The following is a 20945-nucleotide window of genomic DNA, read 5'->3' on the forward strand; positions in this document are numbered from 1 at the left end:
TAGTTTCAGTAATAATATATTACCCCCCTGTTTTCAGGGTAATTTGTTATTAGCTTGAATAATTCTCTTTCTTTATTTCACTGCAAAAATTTATTATTTACAAACGAATATTAGTTTAAGCATCTTAATGTTATCTATCTTTCTTATTTTTCGGATTATTTTTATTTAATGAAAATCATTTTAAAAAACATATTAATATTTGTTTTCATTTTTATTGTTGACTTGAATGCACAGACTAGAAAGTTTACAAAAGAAGATAAACATGCACTTAAAAATCTAGAACTCAAAGAAAGTACTATAGGGCTTACTCAAAGTGAATATATAGAACTGGTTAAACTTTATAGTAAAGAAAACTCTCTGTATAAGAGTCTTATTATTATTGAGAATATATTAGAAAACATAGAGTCTGGCGACGATAAAAAGACTTTAGCGCTACTTTATAACATAAAAGCCCAAAACTTAATTGACCTAAATAAAATAGAGGAAGGAGTATCTTTTTGTGATCGAATAGTTCCTAAAATGGAACAAAATGAAAGCCCTTACATTGAAGAAATTTGTTTGAGATGCGGTATGTTATATAACTTAAACAAACAATACAAAAAGGCCTTAGTTTTCTTTAAAAAAATTAAAAAGGGTTACATCAAAACATCTTCTCCTTACTTTAATTACTACGGACAGGTTTTAGTTAACAATAACCTCTACGATAAAGCTTTAGTTTTTCTAAAAAAAGGAGTGGACGTTAGTACATCCAAGAACGAATTAGAGTTTATAAGTTTAAACTTAACTAATATAGCTAGGATGTATATCCAAAAAGAACAATGGAATAAAGCTAAGGACTATATTGATTCAGCTGGTAAATCTTTAAAACATTCACGTTATTATGTTCGACATAGAAAAATATGGCTAGAAACTTATTATATCTACTTTTTATATCAAAATAGGTTTGGTGAAGCTCGTAATGTATTACGTAGAGTTGAAGTAGAAAATAATAGTAGATATGATCTTGAAATACAACAAAAAATTAAAGAATTAAATGCTGTAAATTCTAGAAAAAAGCGACTTACAAAGAAAGTTACAGTAATTAATGACTCTATGAAAGTGGTTCATAACAAAAAATTAAAAACTTATGTTATTTTAATTTCTTTGATTTTATTCTTAACCTCTTGGACACTTTTAAAAATATACAAGAATGTGCAACTTAAATATAAAAAAGTAGTTAATGAGCAAGAATTACTTTCTTCTCAAATGACCCCACACTTTATTTTTAATTCTCTTTCCATACTCCAAGGAATGCTTCTTAATAGAGAAAGAACAAAAGCAATTGAGTATATTAAAAAGTTCTCTAACATTCTAAAGTCAACAGTTAAAGAAAAATCTCAAAAATACATTTCTATAAAAAATGAAATAAAACTTTTACAAGATTATGTTGATATTCAAAATTTAAGTACAAGTAAAAACATTAATTTCACTATTGAAATAGGTAATGATGTAAATACAGATCATAGTATTCCGGCTATGATTTTACAACCTTTTATTGAAAATGCCATCATACATGGTTTTAAAAAAGAAATAAAAAACCCAGCCATACAATTATCGCTTAAACTCATAAATGAAGAACTTATTTGTATCATTAGCGATAACGGAGTTGGGTATTCTATTGGAGAAAAACCTAGAAAAAATCAAGAAAAAACATCTTTAGCAACTCAAATTGTAAAAGAAAGACTAACCATACTTTCTCGAAAACTAAACCGTAACTTCTCAGTAGAAATTAGAAACTTACAATATAAAGACAAAAGAGGTACAGAAGTACTTCTAAATCTTCCATATCATAACAATAATTTTAAAAAGTATGCATAAACTCACTATTTTATTTTTGTTGTTCGTATTTAAAAATGCTATTGTTGTTTATTCACAAGATAGCGAGGTAAAAAACTTATTCGATAATAAAGAATATCAAAAAGTTATAGACTCTTTAACCAAAAAACAGGCGACTAAAGATTTAACTTTTAAAGAGTATTATTATTTGTCAAGATCTTATGGACGAACCAAACAGTTTGGAAATGGGTATATTTTGTCAAATGAAATCATTAGAAAGGCTCAAAAAGCAAATGATACTTCCAACATTTTAATGGGGTATCAATTAAAAATTGAACACTCAACCGATTTGAATAGAATTGCCGAAGGTGTTCATCTTTGCGATTCAATTATGCCTGTATTCCGTAAACAAGATTCTTTAACTTTAATGAGAACTTGTTTTCCTTGTGGAATGTTATATAAAATTAACAACCAGCCTGAAAAGGCATACGATACTTATAAGAAAATCACCAAACCTGCCTATAAGAAGCTTACATTATACACCAATAACTTTGGAACTATACTTCTAGAATTAAACAAACATCAAGAAGCAATTGATTTTTTTAAGCTAAGCTTGCTAGAAGAAAAAAGAAAATATAAAGACGGAAAAAGTCCATATATAAACATCAATTATCATAACATAGCAGTATCGTATTTAAACCTACGTAAACTTAAAATCAGTAAAATTTATTTAGATTCTGCATACAATTCTTTAACTCCAAAAAGTGAACTTTATAATAAGAAATATATTTTTGACAGCTACTTTCTGTATTATAAAATAAAAGAGCAAAATCAATTGACTAGTAATTATTTAGATAGTATTTATACTATAAATGAACTCATCTTACAAAAGCAAATTGATGAACGTATTTTATCTATTTCAGAAGCAGATAAAAACGAAAAATTTTTAATAAAGAAAGTGAAATATATTGACAATGAATTAGAAAGAACTAAACAAATTATACTACAAAGTACATTGGTTTTTTTATCTATACTCTTTGTTTTAATCATAGCTTTTTTCATCTTTCGCTACAGAAACATTCAATCTACTTATAAAAATTTACTGATAGACAGAACTTTGAGCTGGGTAAAATTAAAACCAAGTTACATTAACAGCTCTCTTTTATCTATGGAAAAAATGATTGAAAATGACTGCCCGAATAGCGTTAAATATCTTTCAAAATTTTCAAAATTTCTTAGACTTTTACTAGAAAATTCACGAAAGTCTTTTATCACAATAACAGATGAAATTACCACGATGAAGTATTTTCTAGAAATCCAACAAATAGAAAGTAATCAATCGTTTACATTTGATATTATTACTGATGATGCATCTAAAGAAGAAGAAATCCTAATACCTCCTATGTTAATACAACCTTTTATAGAAATAGCTTTAGATAATTGTAAAAACACAGAAGATAGTACACCAAAAATTAGCATTGCGCTAACATTTTCAGCAAATATCTTAACTTGTGTAATTTCTGATAATGGACATTTGTTAGAAAAATCTAAGTTTCAAGAAAAAATTTCTAATATGCAGATGAAAGAGCTTTTTAATGCGTTTTCAAAAAAAATGAATATAACATCTAACATTAGTTTTACTAATCCAAAAATGAAAGATGCAGTTATAAATAAAACCATATTAATTTTACCTTATAAATTAGAAGTATATGATTAAAGCACTTATTGTTGAAGACGAATTATATATCCGAAAAGGATTAATTTCTATGATCGAATCTTTAGATAAAGAAATTGATATTATTGGTGAATGTGAGTCTGTTCAAGAAGCTGTTACAGTAACAAAAGCTTGTAAACCTGAATTAGTTTTTTTAGACATAAATCTTAAAGACGGAATTGCTTTTGATTTTTTAGATCAAGTAAAAGATCTAAATTTTCAAATCATTTTTATAACTGCATATGATCAATATGCACTACAAGCAATAAAAAATGGTGCTATAGACTATATTTTAAAACCTGTTGATATTGATGAACTAAGTGATGCAATAGATCGTGTAAAAGTAAATTCTGAAAGTATACAACCACACATAGAAATTGTTAAAGAACAGTTCGTAGAAAATAAAAGAGAACACATCGTACTTCGTTTACAAGAAGGATATCAAATTATTCGATTCGATACCTTAATGTATTGCCAATCTGACAAAGGATATACTACATTTTACACAGAAGATAAAAAATCTTACATCGCTTCTAAACCGATTAAAGAATTTGAAAATCAATTACCAGAAGAACTTTTTGTTAGAACACATCAATCTTATGTTGTGAACTTAAAGTTTATTGACAAGTATGATAAAACTGGATATGCATTTTTAAAATCTGGAGCAAAAATTCCTGTTTCTACGAGAAAAAGAGAAGAGTTTGTTTCTCGTCTTTTACTATAATCCAAATATAAATCTTTTAACTACAGATATAGATTCATACATAAATTCTAGTTGAATCAAAACTATGTTTGCTTTCATTAAAAAACACATAATGAAAGCAAACATTTTTTCTTTAAAATTCTTTTGTTTAATCATTTTTACTGTAAGTGTCGTTTCGTGTAACCTTAACACTAATAGTGATACTAAAATTAATGAACTACAAAAAGAAATTGCAACTCAAGAAGCGATAAATAATGCTTTAAAAGAAGCCAATCAAAACTTTAAAAAGAGAATTGAAGTATTAAACAATGAATCAGAAAAACACTCAGAAAAATGTGTTTCAGAATATGAAAAAGAATTGTATTTAGATAAAGAAACCGTAAACTTTATTATTGATGATGAGTTGAATTTTCTTCTAGATAAAAAGGATTTTGCAGAAAAAGCAATAAAGTTAGCTAACTTTGAAAATAATAGTTTCTACAGAATTTACAACAATTTCTTCAACCTGTATCTTTACGAACCATACCCTATCCAAGATAAAATGCAATTCCTACATTATCTAATGAATAAGTTTGATAGAAGTAGTAAAAATATTGAACGTTTTTTTGACACAGAAACCATTAATCACATTGCTTACCTTATCAAACAAACTGGTTTTTATGAGAAATCTGGATTAGAAAAACGACTCACTTGTTTGCTTGCTACCTATGAGCATGAAAGCACAGATGAAGAATTATTTTTACAATTGTATGCTAAATTTAATTCTGATAGTTGGGATTGGAGTGAACTGAAAACTATACCTAGTGAGGAAATGAAAAGTACAATTGCAGATATATTTACAACTCACGAAATTTATACTCAAGATATATTTGATAGTTATGGTTTCTGGGCAAGACGATCTAATGAAGGAAATGCAGCTACTGTTTATAAAGTCTTAAAACAATTTCAGAAGCATATATCTTCTCTTTAAGTATTTATAAGATTTCAAAAAAGGTCTAAACTCTAACAAATATACATTCTAACTAACCGTATCTAATTTCAAGTATCTAAAAACTTGAATTACTAAATAACTTAGCCATAAATTAAAAATCAATCAAATATGAAAAAACTAAATTTTATTGCCGTATTAACTATTTCTATGTTCGCTTTTACTCAAGTAAATGCTCAAAAGTTAAAATCATTTGGCAGTTCAATTGAAAAGAAAATAGGATTCGTTAAAAAGAAAGTTCCATATACAGATGTAGTTACTTATTTAGGGCATGCTGCTCCAAACACAGAAGATGAAGTAAAAAACGGAAAAAAGTTCTACTACATTTATGTTTGGGTTCCTGCTGTTGCTCCAGAATTAGGTTTACGTATGATGTCACCTGCAAAAAAAGTAAAAGCAAAAAACCCTATTAAAGGAAAAAATTATGACGCTAACTCTAGCTCAGACGACTTTTTCGATACTTACATTACTTTAGAACGTTCTAACATTGTAACCAAAGAGCAAATTAAAGATGCTAGTTCTGCAAACTGGACTGTATTAGCTAGAAATGATGATAGTGGTGAAATGCCAAAGCAACCTAGCGGACGTAGTTACAATTCTTTATTACGTTATAAAAGTAAAGTTGGAAACCCTACAAAAGCTTTAACACGTGGATTATACCGTGTAGGTTTTACTACATTTAAAAGAGGTGAAGTAAAAGGAACATTTGTTGCTCAAATAGGATCTCCTGTAAAACTTCCTGGAGTAGTAATGGCTAAAACAATAGATGAGTTATTAGCTCAAATGAAATAAACGACATCTAATCAAGTTAATTGATTAGTTTTTCTCATTAGTTCAATTCTAAGGATGGTAAAACATCCTTAGTTTTTTTTATTACTTACTTTTAAAGTCAATAACTAATTTTTAAAAATGAGTACTTCTGGAATTGAAGAAAACGAAATATCACAACCAGGTTGTTTAAATACTTTCTTGATACTTATCGTGCTGTTAGTTTTTATTGGCTCTTTAATGGTTTATGCTATATTTCCTTATTTTGCTTTTTTTGAAGGCGATAATAGCAGTTCAGAAAAAATCACATTAAGTATTGTAAGCTTTTTTGCTCTGGTAATAAACCTCTTTTCTATTCAAGGAATGTCTATTATTAATGGTGGCCAAATTCCAGAAATCGAGACTTACATTAAGAAAAACTCTACAAAACCATTAGTTAGTTGGACCTACAATCAAAAAGAATGGTTAATATTCTTCAAAGAAAGACACAAAAAAAATATCCGTAACTCTTCATTTTTTTTGGCTGGATATCTTTTGCTGTGGACTATTATTTACTATGCCAACGAATTTAGCCCTGTAGCTTTACTCTTATTCTCACTTATTAGCATTTATATCATTCTTGTGTTTAGATTTTTTGCTTACAAAACACAAATAAAAAGATGGCAAGATATTTTGAGTTCAACTCAAAGAAATATAGAAATTTATAAAGAAGCCATTCTTATAGATAAAACATATACTACTCCTATTTCTGGATATTATACTAGACTGCTTGATGTGCAAATAGTACATAAAAACAAACAAAGTTTTATTGAATTTACCATTAATATTTTCGCTGGTAAAAACCCGAGGCATAATATTCATACTAGAACTTTTCTAATTCCGGAAGGTAAACTAGATGAAGCTACAAGAATATGTTCTCAGTTTACTTTACACGAACGTTATTAAAATTCTTTTTCAAATATAAGCTCTTATAAAACGAATATATGTTAGCACATTAATAAAGTGAGGTGTTGCTATACTTTTACTTTATAAAAAACATAACATGTATTCAATCAAACATTTATTAGCTTTTCTAATAGTATCTCTTGGAGTTTTAAACACCAATGCGCAAGTATATATCTCTTGGAATGAAGTTCAAACAAAACGATTTGGTAAAGAGTCTATTTTCCTACTAATTGAAAATAATAAACCGCTAAATGGCGATTATAAAATTTCTGAAACAAGTGGAGCATACGCTGATATAAGTTTCAAAAATGGTAAAATTAATGGAACGTATACCAGTTACGATTTTGCAGGAAATAAATCTTCAGAAGCAAATTATATTGATGGAAAAATAGAAGGAAAACAAATCTCATATTTTCAAAACGGAAAAATTCAAGAAGAAACGCAATATAAAAATGGACTCAAGCATGGTACATGGGTAACTTATAATAGAAAAGGAAAAAAGTTTCGTACAGAAAAGTATAAGAACGATAAAAAAGAAGGAAAATGGACTAGAGAAGTAAAAAATGTTCAAGATAACACTACTTCTATTATTGTAGAATACTACAAGAACAATGAACCTACAGGACGTTGGGAAGAACGCTTAACTGATGGAAAATTGAAATGGGAAAAAGTTCACTCCTCACCTACTGATTACTTGAAAAAAAGCTATCATTTAAATGGGAAAATTGCTCAAGAATTACAAATAAAGGATCGCAGAAAAAACGGAATTACTACATATTACACTCCAGAAGGTATCTTACAATATAAAATTAACTATGATAATGATCATATTACTTATGAGGAAAAGTACTTTGAAAACGGAACTTTAGAGAGTAAAACCAGTTTTAAATATGGAAAAAGAAATGGCGCTTATACTAAGTTTAATGAAGATGGAGTTAAAATACAAGAAGGTAAATATGTTGATACTTTTAAAAGTGGTATTTGGAAAACATTTGATGGAAAAAAAGGGAGACAAATTTCTGCACTAACATATAAAAATGGAAAGTTAAATGGAATTGGAAAATTCTATAATTTGAAATCAAAAACTGTTGACATGGAAGGAAATTATGTAAGTGGAAAAAAACATGGTTTATGGAAACATTACGATGCTGCTGGTGAAATTACTAAAGAGGTAGAATTTAATAAAGGAAAACAGATATCTGAAAAAAATTATAACTAATAATTCACTATGAAGTATATTTTCTACGCCTGTGTAATCCTACTTTCTTGGACATTACAAGCACAAAAACAGTCAATGTTAGATAAATTAAATGACCTTCAATTAAAACGTTTAGAAAATCTAAGAAACTGGACAAAAAAAGATTCTTTAAATACTTTAATTTCTAAAACTATTGCAAGTGATGATGCTAAGCTTTTTGTGAATACAGATACAACACAGTATTATCTTGTTGAAAATAAGCTAAGAGATGCAAAAAAAGGAATTCGATTGGCTTATGCATTTATCAATAATATCATTATTAACACAAATGAAGATATTAGAGTATTTTCTACCGATGTTTTAGATAATGGTTCGTTCCATGAATATTTGAATTACATTCAATTTAAAACCAAAAATCAAACATGGAAAGTCATAAATTTAGACAAAAGTCAACAAGATAAAAGTGTAGGTTTTTACAAAGTAGATAAAATTAACAATTACTATATTTTATTAGGTTATGGTACTTATGGAAGTGGAAAACAACATTTCGTTATTCGTGTATTTGAAAAGAAAAATGATGATTTGATAGAAAATATAGAAGCATACCCAAATAAAGAACTATTTTTTATCGAATGTAATCGTAGTCAAAATATCGATTTAAATTTTAATCCAGATACCAAAGAATTGTCTTTTAAACAGTTTAAAATGGATGATGATACAGGATTTTATACTCGTAAATTTGACCTAAAGAAATTTAAATTTATAAATGGTAAGTTTACTCAAGAGTAATATTAAAAACTTATTTCAAGTTTGTGTAACTTTAATGGTAGTTACTCAAGGTTTTTCACAACAAAAAACAATAAAAAAAGTACATAATGTTATTGAGTTCTTTAATGCTTTAAACAATAATACTGAAATTGTTTTTGAAACTGATATTTTAAATCTAACCTTAGATACAATCAAAACGAAAGTTCCATTATTAAATCGTAAAAAGACAACAAAAAAACCGTCTTACTACATTGACGACAATGGAGTAGTTTTAGAAGGCTATTCAAATTTAACTTTACATAGCAACAACGGTACAAATATTATCTCTTTTGAAGAACACGAAGATATTTTGTCTTTTAAAAATTGTGATAATTTAAACTTTAATAATCTTTCCATTTATCATATGGATGAAACATGTAATGGTTATGTACTACTTTTAGAGACTTGTAAAAATGTAGTTATAGAAAACACAAACCTAAATGGTAGTGGAGCTATTGGAGCTTATTTAATTGACTCAGAAAATGTAAACTTTCTTAATACAAACCTATTCCGGAATGCTTTTCATGCAGTATCAGCTGTAAACTCAAAAGACATTAATTTTAATGAATGTAGCTTTTATGGAAACAATACAGTTTTTACAGAATATCCTCTTATTTACACTCAATTTAGTGAGCTAAATTTTAACTCCTGTGAGTTTTATGATAACGAGAGTGAGAAATTATACAATTCTAATGATACGATTGAAGATTTTTACAATCTTTTAGAACATGAAGAGTATCGTAATTATTACAACTCAACAACAATTGGTTTTAATCTTGATATTACTCAATTTTCTCCAAAATTTAATGACTGTTCCTTTGAAGGTGAAAATACATTTGAAAAACCTGGAAAAAAACAAAAATATAAAGAAGAAATTATAGATCTTAACTTGATTTATGCAGAATATTTTGTCAATTATTTAGTATTAATATTGAATGACGGACCAACTATTTATTATAGGTCTGATAAACCTGCCAAAGAATTTGAAAGTTTACTTTCAAAGCAAATAAAGGTTAACCATGTAAATGTAGATAAAGAAGAATTTTTAACTCATTTTTACGATTTACAATACGATATTGATTATTCTCTTACAGAACTTCAAATGATAAATCCTAGTAAATTTTATTTCAGTATTTCAGAAAAAGAAGAGGATAAAAAAGTAAAGAAATTACAATGGGAATTTACTTTCAACAATTCAAAAAAAGTTTCATCAATAAAAAAGATTCAATAATGAGATTACCACTATTATTACTTGTTTTAATAATTATCAACTGTAAAAAACAGGAGCAAAAAGGTTTCGTTTTCAAAATATCTAATGAAGCTATAGAAGCTTACCAAAACTTAAATCGAACCAAACTTTCTAAAGATTTATGGAATAAATACGGATTCTTTAATATTGAAAGTTTTAATCCCAATTTTAACTACTATATCAGCCATAAAAATGACTCCTTAAAAATTATTGAACGTCTTTATGATACTGAAAACACAACATGGCTTTGCCTAGTGAATAAAAATAATTTTTATTTAGATGATCTTCAAGTAGCCTATGATAATGCCGAAGGTTTTTTATCTGTTACATCTGAACTGATAGAAGATAAAGTAATTGTAAAAACTTGGAACGATTTTTCTGATGTAAAAGAAACTATTGATACTATTCAAATTACGACTGATGCTTTTCTAAATCAAAAAAAGGAAAAGTTGGCTATTGGAAATTGGAAGAACGAAACTTCAAACTTAAACTTTAAATTATTTATTGAAAATCATCAATTAAAATATACATTTACTTCTCCTAAAAGATCATTAAGTGGAACTGCAAAAATCACTGAAAACAATATGATTATTTTTGATGACTTTGAATGGAGTGAATATGCTGGAGGAGCTATAGATGAAGAAGGTATCGAGAAAAAAGAGACATTACCTTTACCCACACAAATTGGTACAACTATAAATTTTGAAAGTAATGAGTTTGTGATTCAGAATTATGGAAATGCCATGAATTATTACACTAAAATAGAAGAAGCGGACGAAAAGTATGTGATCTTTAAAAGATTACAATAACTCAATTACTTTCTTAACCAACCTAGAATTCTATCATTATTTATTTTCCAAGTATTATTTGACTTGGTTAAAACCATTTTTTCTCTTGAAGGTGAAAATGGTCCTGGATTTTGTTGGATAATTTCAATCGCGTCTTTACTTACTTTTGAAACTATAGCTACATGACCATATCTATTTAATAATGTTCCTTTAAAAACTAATAAATCTCCTTCTTGAGGCTTTGTTTGACTTGGGTTTTTATATTGATATAAGTTTCTACGCGAATTTAATTTACCATCGGAAACATTGGCATCAAAAAAACTCTTTGCATGACCATAAGAATCTGGCATTTGATGTTGGTAATGTTGATAATAATAACGTTTTACAAACTCTACACATTGGTATTTTAGTCCCAGATTGTAACCATCTTTTGTATTTCTTTCGGTAACATTATCTACACCTCCATTGTAGTAAACATATACATTATTAATGCTATCTATCTTTTCTCCAACCTCGTATTTAGTATTAAAATTAATCTTTTTAATTCCTTTCGATCCTAAAAAAACAACAACTAAAATTGCAAAACCAATACCTATCTTTTTCTTCATACTGTTATATTCCTGCCTGTAAAATTTCAGACAATTGATACATTTCTAAAACACTCATGATTTCTGCATTTTCAACTACAAAAATATCTTCACATAGCAACTCATCATCTGTATCACCTTTTAATACAGCGTAGGAATGGAGATTTAAAAAAGTTTTATAATCTTCTTCATTTAAGTTTTTATCACAAACAAATATCAGTCCTCTTCTAGGAATAGACACAAACAGCTCTTTACTATTTAACTTTTCATGAGCTGATAACATGTGTTTTTTACTCATAATTAATTCTGAACTAAAGAAGGTAATCGGAGCTGATAAAATTGAAAAATCTAAATTCATATCAACAGGATTCCAATAATCAAAATTAATATCTAGTGCTTGAATATTCTTCTCTGCATGTTCTACCAAAAACCTAAGGAAAAGTTCTTCATCATCTGGTTTTACTTGAAAAAGCTCTCCCCCATTACTCTCATCTAAATTCTTGTAATTAAAAGAAGCCAATCCAATTACAATTCGATTAAAGACATTCTCTCTATTGTGAAAAATGGATGTCATTTGATTTTCTAACTCAATTGCAGTAGTCTTTTCTGTAACTAATACAGGAAGTATCAAATCTAAATCATAAAAATGTTTTTCTTTCTCTTCTACTCTATTCTCTTTTACAGCTTGTGGTTTTTTAATAGTATTTATAGGTTCTTTAGGCCCCAGTCCTAAAATTCTTCTTATAAAATTCATTTGTTTGTCTTAACCTTTACTTATTAGTAATTTAACCCGAAAGTAAAACAATTTATAATGAACTACTATTAAGAATAAATATCTGCTATAAATTAGATCATATTTGTAATGATTTAATTCGCATCATATTGCCTAAAATAACTGCATTTACTTCTTATAAAATCATAGAATTTTGTGTTTTTATACTTTGTTTTCAAAGCTTCAAATCCTGAGTTTTCAAATTTAGTAAACTCATCACCTTCGTAACCAGAATAGTCTGAATCCCAACCATTGTTATAATATTCATTTAATTCGCACTTCGCAATCATGTAAGAACATCGTGCATTTAATTCATTATCGGTTGACATTGCAATGGTTTTCTGATAATAGTATTTTGCTTTCTTAGCTAAACCATTATACGTATTTCTGTAACCTCCATAAGGAAAACTGTATGTTTTCTTCTTTACTATTACATCGTTAATATCTGATCGTTTCGATCCTAAATCATAATTGTAATGACGATCTTTTCCGTAGTAAGTATATGCTCTATAATATCCTGTATTAGAAGCATTATAAAAATAATTCCCTAGTAAATAGTATGCTAATTTTTTCTTCCACTGCTTTGTATTTGCATCTTGTGTCATACGCTCTAAAGTTTGTAGATTGTCTAATAAATCATATAAATTCATCTTTTTATTTAAAAAAGAGTAAGCGCTTGCTTTGTATACTTCATCTTCCATAACCGTATTAGCCTTACAATTAAAACATTCAATCGTATTATTACTGAAAATAGCAGCTGGTATATTTTTGTTTTCAGAAGGTGTGAAATAAGGTTTAGCTATATTGAAATCTCCACTTCTAAAATACATTAAACCTTTTGCTTCTTCTGCTATAGCAATTAACGATTGAAAACGTTTATCTTCTACACTTACTAACAATGACTTTTCAAAATCATTTTTATCTTCTTTTTTAATAAATTGAATGATATCATCTACTAAATCGTGAGAACTAATTTCTTTTAAATCTTCTAAATAATTATGAATTAAATAAGATTGAGCTAGTTTATTTTCTTTTAAATATAAATGACTCACTTGCTCTAAAATAATCCCTCTCAAATTGCATGAAAATTTAGCTTGATTCTCTTCAATATCACAAGGACCTAACATGATAATTCCTTTTTCATTTTTACCTAGAAACTTTGATAACCAAAGTTCATTTTCTTTGTTTATCGTGGTCCAAGAAAACACTTCAAATACTTTCGCTAAACTTTCTTTTTGCTCTTGAAACTTTTTAGAATTAATTAAGCTTAACTTTTTTTCTGCCGTTTTAAAATCTTGATTTAAAAACGATATATAAGCATCTGTTAATTTCCAAAACTCGAGATTAACTGGAGTTCCTTCTAATTTTCTGTCAACATAACTTTGTAATGCAATAAGTTCATCAGCCACCCTTTCTTCTACTTGAAAAATAGATCTCCTATAATTTATATCTAAAATTGCTCGTTCTAAATTATTAATTATTCGAATAGCTAATAATTCTTGTTTATCTTCTGCAATACCTAAATCTGTAATCTCTTCAAGGTCTTGCATAGTATCTGAAAACTTTCGAATTGCAGTAATAAAAATTTGATTTGCCTTTTCTTCTTTAGTTGTTAAAAACGATTTTCCTTCAGCTTTCTTATAGGTGCAAAATTTATAACTAACAAAAGCCGATTTCTTTTTATCGATACTTTTATCGAATACTTTTAAAAATAAATATGCTGCTTTTTCATAATTCTTCAATTTGTAATAACATCCTGCTATTTGATCTAATATATAGTAATAAACTTCATTCTTAGCTACATTAGATTTTACTTCATTATTATAGAATTCAATAGCAGTTTGAAATTGATAATTGTAGCGATACAAACGAATTAATTGGTATGCATAGCGTAATTTTAAACTCGCGTTATTCTCCTTACTATATAGTGATAACCCTTTATTAATTAAGTCTGGAGCGTTGTGTTTCCTCTTTTTAATTAAAGCTTCATAATCCCAGTAATATCCTTCATTACTAACTGTTATTTTCTCACAAGATTTTGCAAAGTTTATATATGTTTTAGCAGCTTTCTCTTTTGCTGTTTTTCCTTGTATAGTGATTACTTTTTTTTCTTTTCCGTAAAGAATTTTTACAAGTTGATCTTTAGTGTATTTTTTGTTGAAAAAAGAATACCATTCGTGAACATTTTTTGAGTCAACTAAAGATTGTTTTTCATAAAACGGATTCACATCTGTTCTCAAAAATGGATAAAATGCCTTTTGAGATATATTCTCTTGATTGAACAAATTATAATAAAAAGAATCAGCATCGTAATACCAACCTCCACAAAAATAGTTTGGTGCGTCGTCTGCAAATACTTTAGGCGTTGTTACTATTATTAACAATAGCCCAACTACAAACTTTCTCTTTAGTATTTTATTCATTATAATTTGGTGATTAATTCTTTAAAATTTAGTTCTTTAATTTCTGTTTCGTCTAAATGATACAAAATTGTATTTCTAATATTTAAATTACTTTTTTTTACAATTTCGCTAGATTTCACAATCTCTTCAATACTCGTTTTTTCTAACTTTAACACAAAATCTTTATATAAATATTGTCCCCTGTAAAGTTTCTTTTTAAGTACTAAATACTGATGATTTCCTATATTTTTAAAATGTTCAGTATCATTCTTAAAATCTTTTTCAATAACTCTATTTATGAGTCTAATATTGTGTTCTTTATTTTTAATTACAACTTGAGAGAATAATGGTAAGGCTAAATCTAACTCTAGCGGGTAGTTCGTATGGTTTTTAATATACTGAGAAACTATTTTACTATTTAAAATAGAATTATGGTTAAAATCACTTAAATCTCCTACGTTATAAAGCATTAAAGCACCAAAATCTACAGGTGGAATACCAGTTTCTTTTTGATATTTTATTTGATGTAAACGTATTGTTGTACTTACTTGAATCTTTTTTTTTAATAATTTTAAAAACTGAAAATATGCTTCTTTAGTAGTTTTGGTCCAGTCGCAATCAATTTGAATTTCAATCGCTTTTTTATTAAAATATTTCTGGTGAATTTGTTGAACTAAATTTTCAACTTTATCAACTAAACTGTTAATTCCATATGAATTTCCTTTAAAAACAGAATTGCTTATAAATACTACTGGAACAACTTCTATTTCATTAAAAAAAGTATCTATATCTTGAATCACACTTACAGGTTGATTGATTCCTTCTGATACAACCACATCAAAATAATGAATAAAGGTCTTTTCTGCTTTTGTAGTTTTGAGAGCTTCTTTTTCTACAACAGAAATCTTTGCATTCGATTTCCAATGATAAAACTGTATTTTTTTATCTTCTTTTTTACAAGCACATACTAATAGTAAAATATATAGACTACTAAGTATTTTCTTCATCTTTAATTTCTTTTTGCTTTACAAATGCGAAAGATAAAATTTATCAGCTATAAACTTACTAATCTTTAACATACATTTTTTTGTGTTCTTTATCTCATTTTTGAAAATTCAAGAGTTAATTCTTAAATTCCTTTATTACAAAAACAATAACCAACCTATGTTTACAACCTTAAGTGCAACTCTATTTTAAAACTATACCTCTACCCCCATATAAATGCATGGCTAAAGCACTAAATTCATCTTGTACAATCTCTTTTTTTATTCCATAACGATTAGAAATTTCTTTCAATTCTTTTTTTATGGTTGCGTTTTTACTCATTGCTATTATAGCCATAATTATAACTGAAATTCCTAAAATTACAACTATGGTAAGTTCTATGGCCTTAATACTTTCATAAGTTTGATAATCGTAACTTTTTCCTGCTATAAATACATTATGTATTAAAATAAATACAGCAAATAATGCAAATGGAATTTTCACATATGTTTCTATAGATGTTGAATCGCTGTAGAGCTTTAATGATTTTTGAATTTTCTCCTTAGGAACTTTTTCTACTATTTCAAATTTTACTTCTTCATTTTCGTTTACTGTCACACTATTTTCCATGATATGTTTTATTTATAGTATAAAAGTAATAGTAGTCTACTGACAAATAAGTTCTTGATTTATATATGCTAGTGTTGAACTTATTTATGAAAAAAACTTTGTTTTTTATCAAATATTCAGCAAAAGATAAAAATCAGCGATACTTGTATCTATAGACTAATAGATACCTTATGAATCTTTAATATACTTTTGTAACCTTTTATATTGAACATGTTAAATTAAAAAAGCAGTTTCTTTTTCAATTTATTCATATCGATTTGATGGTGTTCCAAAACAGGAATCTTTAATGTAGCTGTATGCTTTACTTCACCTCCATTAAAATCATCAAAAGATGTTAAAACTGCTTGAGAAAGTGTGGTGAATTGTAAAAAATTTAAAGATTCTTCTTCAATAAGATCTAATGCGGTTAATGTGGTACTAGCGCCTTCTCCATGATAATGATTAAACCCACAATACCAATCGTTTACGGTTAATCCTTTTTGATAAATTTTTACTACATAAGTATTTGAGTTAAATAAGATATTATTGTAATATTCTTGTTGAAATGGCTCCTTTATAACAGAATGAAAAGGCAACGCAAAGAAAAAAATAAAATGGCCAACAATCAACCCTACTGTAAATTCTATAAAACAGAAAAATATGGCTATTGCAAATAAAAATAATGTGATAACGAATCTTCGATTTTCTATCTTATTTTTCTTTTGTAGGTATTCAGCTTTTTTAACTTTTGTCCATTCCTCTTTTGAATATTCTAATTTTAATACATATGTATCTTCTACTAATTGTGGGCTTTTATTAGAAACACGTTTTCGATAGAAAGATGTAAAAGCTTTCATTCCTATGTAATTATTCAACATGTAAATAATGATTACAGAAATAAATAGTAAATCTCCCGAAGTGCTAAAATACTTTAATAACTTTCGATGAGCATCATCTAAAGATAGAGCAGCTAAACATAACATGGAGATTCCCATAGTAGTCATTAATCCTAAAACGAAAATAAATTCTTGTATTGGTGTAATTGTTTGCTTCATAGAAATAGATTAAACCTCTATTTAATTTTTAGATTCTTTAGCAACACGCATCAGATTTTGCAAATTGGTAAACCTATCTTTAGTATTGGTAAGTTTTACTTCTTTTATAGCTTTCATTTTTTTGTCCTTAGAACTGTAAACATAGAAACCTCTAGCATCTTTAAAGAAATAATATACATTAATTTCTACATCGTAGTAATTCCCTTCTTCATCTTCAGCGTCACAAGGCGAGAGTACATCTACAATAGATCCTGTAAATTCCATAGATTCTATGTCCGCTAAGTTTTTTACATCATTATTTTCTATAACTAAACGATCGTTATAAGCTACAAACAACTTAAAATCCCTAAAAAAAACAACTTCTTTTTTAATTACTTTTTTCCCAGTTCGTCTATATAAGTGCTCCTTTCCTAAATACATATCGTAGTTTCCAAAACCATGATAACCTGAAATTCCTGGGATATACTTACTAGAATTTTCTGGATAATTTAAAACAGCTATTCTTTTGTTTTTATAGTCTAGAAAATATCTTTTAATTCCATCAAAGTATTGTGTATCGCCTTCTCTACGAAATATTTTTACATTTTTTACAGCACTAATATCTATAGGTTTCCAGTTTCTAACCAATTCATAAAAATCTTTATAAACTTTGTTTTGATAAACAACAAACTCTTTATACGAATTTAAATAACTAGCTTTTTTTCTAACAAAATGTAAAGGAATGCTACTATATCCTTGTTGCTTTTCTAACAGTCCATTTTCTCTATACAACCATAAAAAACCATCATTAGTGTCTATAGAAATTGCATCATCAATTTGATTAATAACTGCTTTTTTTAATGTAAACTCTTTCTGTTGATCAGAAAATTCTTTTGTTAGGTTTATTATATCATGAACTCCAGCTTTATAAAGTGTATTCGTATCATATAAAAAACCTCCAAACTCTTGGTATCTGTTTTCAATTTTAAAGAAACTTGTATTTTCTGCTTTTAACTTGGGAATTCTTACAAATTTTAATTGATCGGTATCAAAGGAAAAAACATGATTACTTCCTTTTAATAAAAGTTTACGAGCCATAAAATCTGTTAGTAAACTCAATGGTTCAGGAAGTTTTACTTTTTTCATTTTAATAGCAGTTGAATAGCTTATATTTTCTACATAATTCCATTCATTATCAATACAAAAAAAGTAATTCCCTATATGTTTACTAACAGTTTGTGCAGTTCCTATTTTTTTTACTCCGTAATTTTTGATTTGATATATTTCTTTAGGAATTAAGAAATAACCACTCTCATTTGAGAAAATAAAACTGTTTGTGTTTTCTGAAATTATGCGAAAATCTTTAGTACTGATTTTATCTAAAACTACTTGTTCTTGCGAAACAAAACTCACCTGATTTGGATCTTTAACGGTATGTTGAAAAACAAGGTTGTTAGCATTAGAAAATAGTTTATAATAATGCTTTGTATGATAATGGTAACATTCACTTGCATGCAAAAAACTAACTGCAAAATTGCATAGAATACTAATTATAATAAACTTATTGAATTTCATGTAGTAATATTACAAACTATTATGAAGTTTTTCTGGTAATAGTTCTTGTAATAATTGACGACTATCTTCTTCTAAAATTAAAAACTTCCATGCTGCAATTTCACCTTCATTCAAAATTGCATAGGCTCTTTTCTTTGTTTTTATTTCAAAATGATCTTTATCATTAAGTTTTACATTAGAACTACCGAATCTTTTCTTATAAATCTTTTTTAATGCTTTTAAATCTTCTTGTTTTGTTTCCTCTAAAATATTTTCCTCAAACTTTATAACAATATCCATGCGCTCTTTAAATGATAATAATGCGTAGTATTTGTCTTGAATTTTTAACGAATCTTTAATTCGAGTTACAGTGGGTGGATAATGTATAAAACTCATGTCGTCTGATTTATAAGCTTCTTCATAGGAATTTATCAGACTTCTTTTAGATACATACGAAAATAAATCTTCTGGTAAATATGTCATTGCTTTATCAAACTCTTGATCTGATAAATGCTGAAAATAACTTTGAAAACAAAGTTCTATTTCTTGTTTATATTTTGGCAGCGTTGAATTACAAGCTCCTATAATTATCGTAGTTATTACTAAAACTAAAAACTTATTCATAAACTGTTTAATTATAATATTTTCTGAAACCAGATTTACTTTCTGAGTACTTCTTAGTTTCTTTTACTCCTATTGTTTTTAAATATTCAGCAACAGTTGAATTTTTCGACGCTTCTGCATAGTAAAGTGCATTAGCGTTGAACTTATCTTTAAAATGTAAGTTAGCCTTTTTTGAAACTAGAAACTTAACTGCTTCTAAACTATTTTCTTCATTTTTTTCTTTACTATTAGCAAAAATATCTAAAGCTGCTTGTGTTAAACTTATACCTAATTTAGCACCTTTTTTATCTATAGAATTAAAATTATCGTATAACTGTGCCGCATGCATTAATACAGACATGGTTTTATCTTTTGACAACTGATTAATATTTGCTCCTTTTTCTAACAGAAATTTTAACATTACGACATTACCACGAGCCGCTGCGTAATGAAGAGCTCCATATTTATATTCGTCATGTAAATAATTTATTTGCGCTCCTTTATCTAATAATTTTTGAACTGTAATAGTGTCTTTAGCAAATACTAATGATTTATTCAATAGTTTTCTCGTAATCCATTTTTTCTGTATTAATTCATCTAAAAACACAGCATCATCTGAAAATCTACATACATTCAGAAATAATTTACGTTTGTCTTTAACTGCCATTTTATGATAAAATAACTTTTGTATTTCAATGTCTTTAGATCGAATTGCTAAATCTACTACAGTTTTTTCATTATAATCTTTAATTGTATCTGATGTAATTTCAATTAAACTTTTTATGCTTTCAATATCTTTATTTTCTACAGCAATATGTAAAGGTGTTGATCTCATTAAAGATTTACTTACTTGATTTGGCTTAGCTTTTTTCGCTAATAATTTCTTTACTAAAGAATTTTCTTTGTTGTAAACTGCATAATGTAATGGTGTAAATCCGTTGTAACTTTCAAAATCATTAACTCCAACATTTTTACTAAGTAATAAATCGATGATTTCATAATTTGGTTGTGTATCTTGTACTAGTGCTAAAAGAGGTGTATAACCTAAAGAATCTTTCTCGTGTATCAGCAATTCTTCTTGTATTAACTGCTGCATAATTCTAGTTGCTTTTACTTGATAGGCGTAGTGAAAAACTGTACTTCCTGTTTCGAACCTCAAAGTATCTATATGGAATTCTTTTCTTAAATTTTGAAAACGACTTATATCATCATTTTCTATGGCTTTAATTACGTCTTTAACGGTTGGTTTTGCACAAGATAATGCTACAATACATAATATGGTAAGTAGAATTATTTTTTTCATAACTTTTTTATATTGATTATAAATGTTAATGGATTAACACAAAAACTAATGTTAATCCGTTATTGAAGTTTGTAGTCGTAAAAATTATAATGAACCCATCCAACATATTGAAAGCGTAACTC

At 27.2% G+C, this 20945-nt stretch carries 19 protein-coding genes; 10 read left to right on the forward strand and 9 right to left on the reverse strand.

Annotation, left to right across the window (positions count from 1 at the left end):
• The first annotated feature begins 168 nt into the window (after nt 1-168).
• From AQ1685_RS12545 to AQ1685_RS12590, 10 genes are all read left to right on the forward strand, one after another.
• A complete protein-coding gene (locus tag AQ1685_RS12545; protein ID WP_095072650.1) occupies nt 169-1857 on the forward strand; it encodes a histidine kinase in 1689 nt (562 codons plus the stop codon).
• The gene (locus tag AQ1685_RS12550; protein ID WP_095072652.1) at nt 1850-3532 is read left to right on the forward strand and encodes a tetratricopeptide repeat protein; all 1683 of its coding nucleotides are present in this window, start codon (nt 1850-1852) and stop codon (nt 3530-3532) included. Before AQ1685_RS12545 ends, AQ1685_RS12550 begins: the two co-directional genes overlap by 8 nt.
• On the forward strand, nt 3525-4253 hold the full coding sequence (locus tag AQ1685_RS12555) for a LytR/AlgR family response regulator transcription factor (protein ID WP_095072654.1): 729 nt from the start codon (nt 3525-3527) through the stop codon (nt 4251-4253). Before AQ1685_RS12550 ends, AQ1685_RS12555 begins: the two co-directional genes overlap by 8 nt.
• Before the next feature lie 91 nt (nt 4254-4344).
• Nucleotides 4345-5202: a hypothetical protein gene (locus AQ1685_RS12560; RefSeq protein WP_095072656.1), complete on the forward strand. Its 858-nt coding sequence runs from the start codon at nt 4345-4347 to the stop codon at nt 5200-5202.
• Between the two features lie 129 nt (nt 5203-5331).
• A complete protein-coding gene (locus tag AQ1685_RS12565; protein ID WP_095072658.1) occupies nt 5332-6012 on the forward strand; it encodes a Lipl32 family lipoprotein in 681 nt (226 codons plus the stop codon).
• A 117-nt stretch (nt 6013-6129) separates the two neighbouring features.
• Nucleotides 6130-6933 (forward strand): hypothetical protein, encoded by an 804-nt coding sequence (locus tag AQ1685_RS12570; RefSeq protein ID WP_095072660.1) that lies wholly within the window; start codon nt 6130-6132, stop codon nt 6931-6933.
• Between the two features lie 97 nt (nt 6934-7030).
• Entirely contained in the window at nt 7031-8152 is a 1122-nt protein-coding gene (locus AQ1685_RS12575; RefSeq protein ID WP_095072661.1) for a toxin-antitoxin system YwqK family antitoxin, read from the forward strand.
• Nucleotides 8153-8161: 9 nt separating this feature from the next.
• Nucleotides 8162-8920 carry a hypothetical protein gene (locus AQ1685_RS12580; RefSeq protein ID WP_157730213.1) on the forward strand — a complete coding sequence of 253 codons (759 nt, stop codon included), beginning with the start codon at nt 8162-8164 and terminating at the stop codon, nt 8918-8920.
• A complete protein-coding gene (locus tag AQ1685_RS12585; RefSeq protein WP_095072664.1) occupies nt 8898-10169 on the forward strand; it encodes a right-handed parallel beta-helix repeat-containing protein in 1272 nt (423 codons plus the stop codon). Before AQ1685_RS12580 ends, AQ1685_RS12585 begins: the two co-directional genes overlap by 23 nt.
• Complete coding sequence (locus AQ1685_RS12590) at nt 10169-10996, forward strand: hypothetical protein (RefSeq protein WP_157730214.1); 828 nt, start codon at nt 10169-10171, stop codon at nt 10994-10996. Before AQ1685_RS12585 ends, AQ1685_RS12590 begins: the two co-directional genes overlap by 1 nt.
• A gap of 5 nt (nt 10997-11001) precedes the next feature.
• Here AQ1685_RS12590 and AQ1685_RS12595 read toward each other — a convergent pair whose 3' ends face one another.
• From AQ1685_RS12595 to AQ1685_RS12635, 9 genes are all read right to left on the reverse strand, one after another.
• Entirely contained in the window at nt 11002-11583 is a 582-nt protein-coding gene (locus AQ1685_RS12595; protein WP_095072668.1) for a CHAP domain-containing protein, read from the reverse strand.
• A gap of 4 nt (nt 11584-11587) precedes the next feature.
• Nucleotides 11588-12316 carry a hypothetical protein gene (locus tag AQ1685_RS12600; protein ID WP_095072670.1) on the reverse strand — a complete coding sequence of 243 codons (729 nt, stop codon included), beginning with the start codon at nt 12314-12316 and terminating at the stop codon, nt 11588-11590.
• A gap of 113 nt (nt 12317-12429) precedes the next feature.
• A complete protein-coding gene (locus AQ1685_RS12605) occupies nt 12430-14757 on the reverse strand; it encodes a hypothetical protein (protein WP_095072672.1) in 2328 nt (775 codons plus the stop codon).
• On the reverse strand, nt 14757-15743 hold the full coding sequence (locus AQ1685_RS12610) for a hypothetical protein (RefSeq protein ID WP_095072674.1): 987 nt from the start codon (nt 15741-15743) through the stop codon (nt 14757-14759). Before AQ1685_RS12610 ends, AQ1685_RS12605 begins: the two co-directional genes overlap by 1 nt.
• A gap of 181 nt (nt 15744-15924) precedes the next feature.
• On the reverse strand, nt 15925-16350 hold the full coding sequence (locus AQ1685_RS12615; protein WP_095072676.1) for a hypothetical protein: 426 nt from the start codon (nt 16348-16350) through the stop codon (nt 15925-15927).
• 218 nt (nt 16351-16568) lie between these two features.
• The gene (locus AQ1685_RS12620; protein WP_095072678.1) at nt 16569-17384 is read right to left on the reverse strand and encodes a hypothetical protein; all 816 of its coding nucleotides are present in this window, start codon (nt 17382-17384) and stop codon (nt 16569-16571) included.
• Nucleotides 17385-17405: 21 nt separating this feature from the next.
• A complete protein-coding gene (locus AQ1685_RS12625) occupies nt 17406-18938 on the reverse strand; it encodes a hypothetical protein (protein ID WP_157730215.1) in 1533 nt (510 codons plus the stop codon).
• Nucleotides 18939-18947: 9 nt separating this feature from the next.
• Entirely contained in the window at nt 18948-19541 is a 594-nt protein-coding gene (locus AQ1685_RS12630) for a hypothetical protein (RefSeq protein ID WP_095072681.1), read from the reverse strand.
• Nucleotides 19542-19548: 7 nt separating this feature from the next.
• Nucleotides 19549-20823, reverse strand: coding sequence for an ankyrin repeat domain-containing protein (locus tag AQ1685_RS12635; RefSeq protein ID WP_095072683.1), 1275 nt, complete (start codon nt 20821-20823; stop codon nt 19549-19551).
• Between the last annotated feature and the right edge of the window lie 122 nt (nt 20824-20945).

The organism is Tenacibaculum jejuense, from assembly GCF_900198195.1.
Classification (GTDB): domain Bacteria; phylum Bacteroidota; class Bacteroidia; order Flavobacteriales; family Flavobacteriaceae; genus Polaribacter; species Polaribacter jejuensis.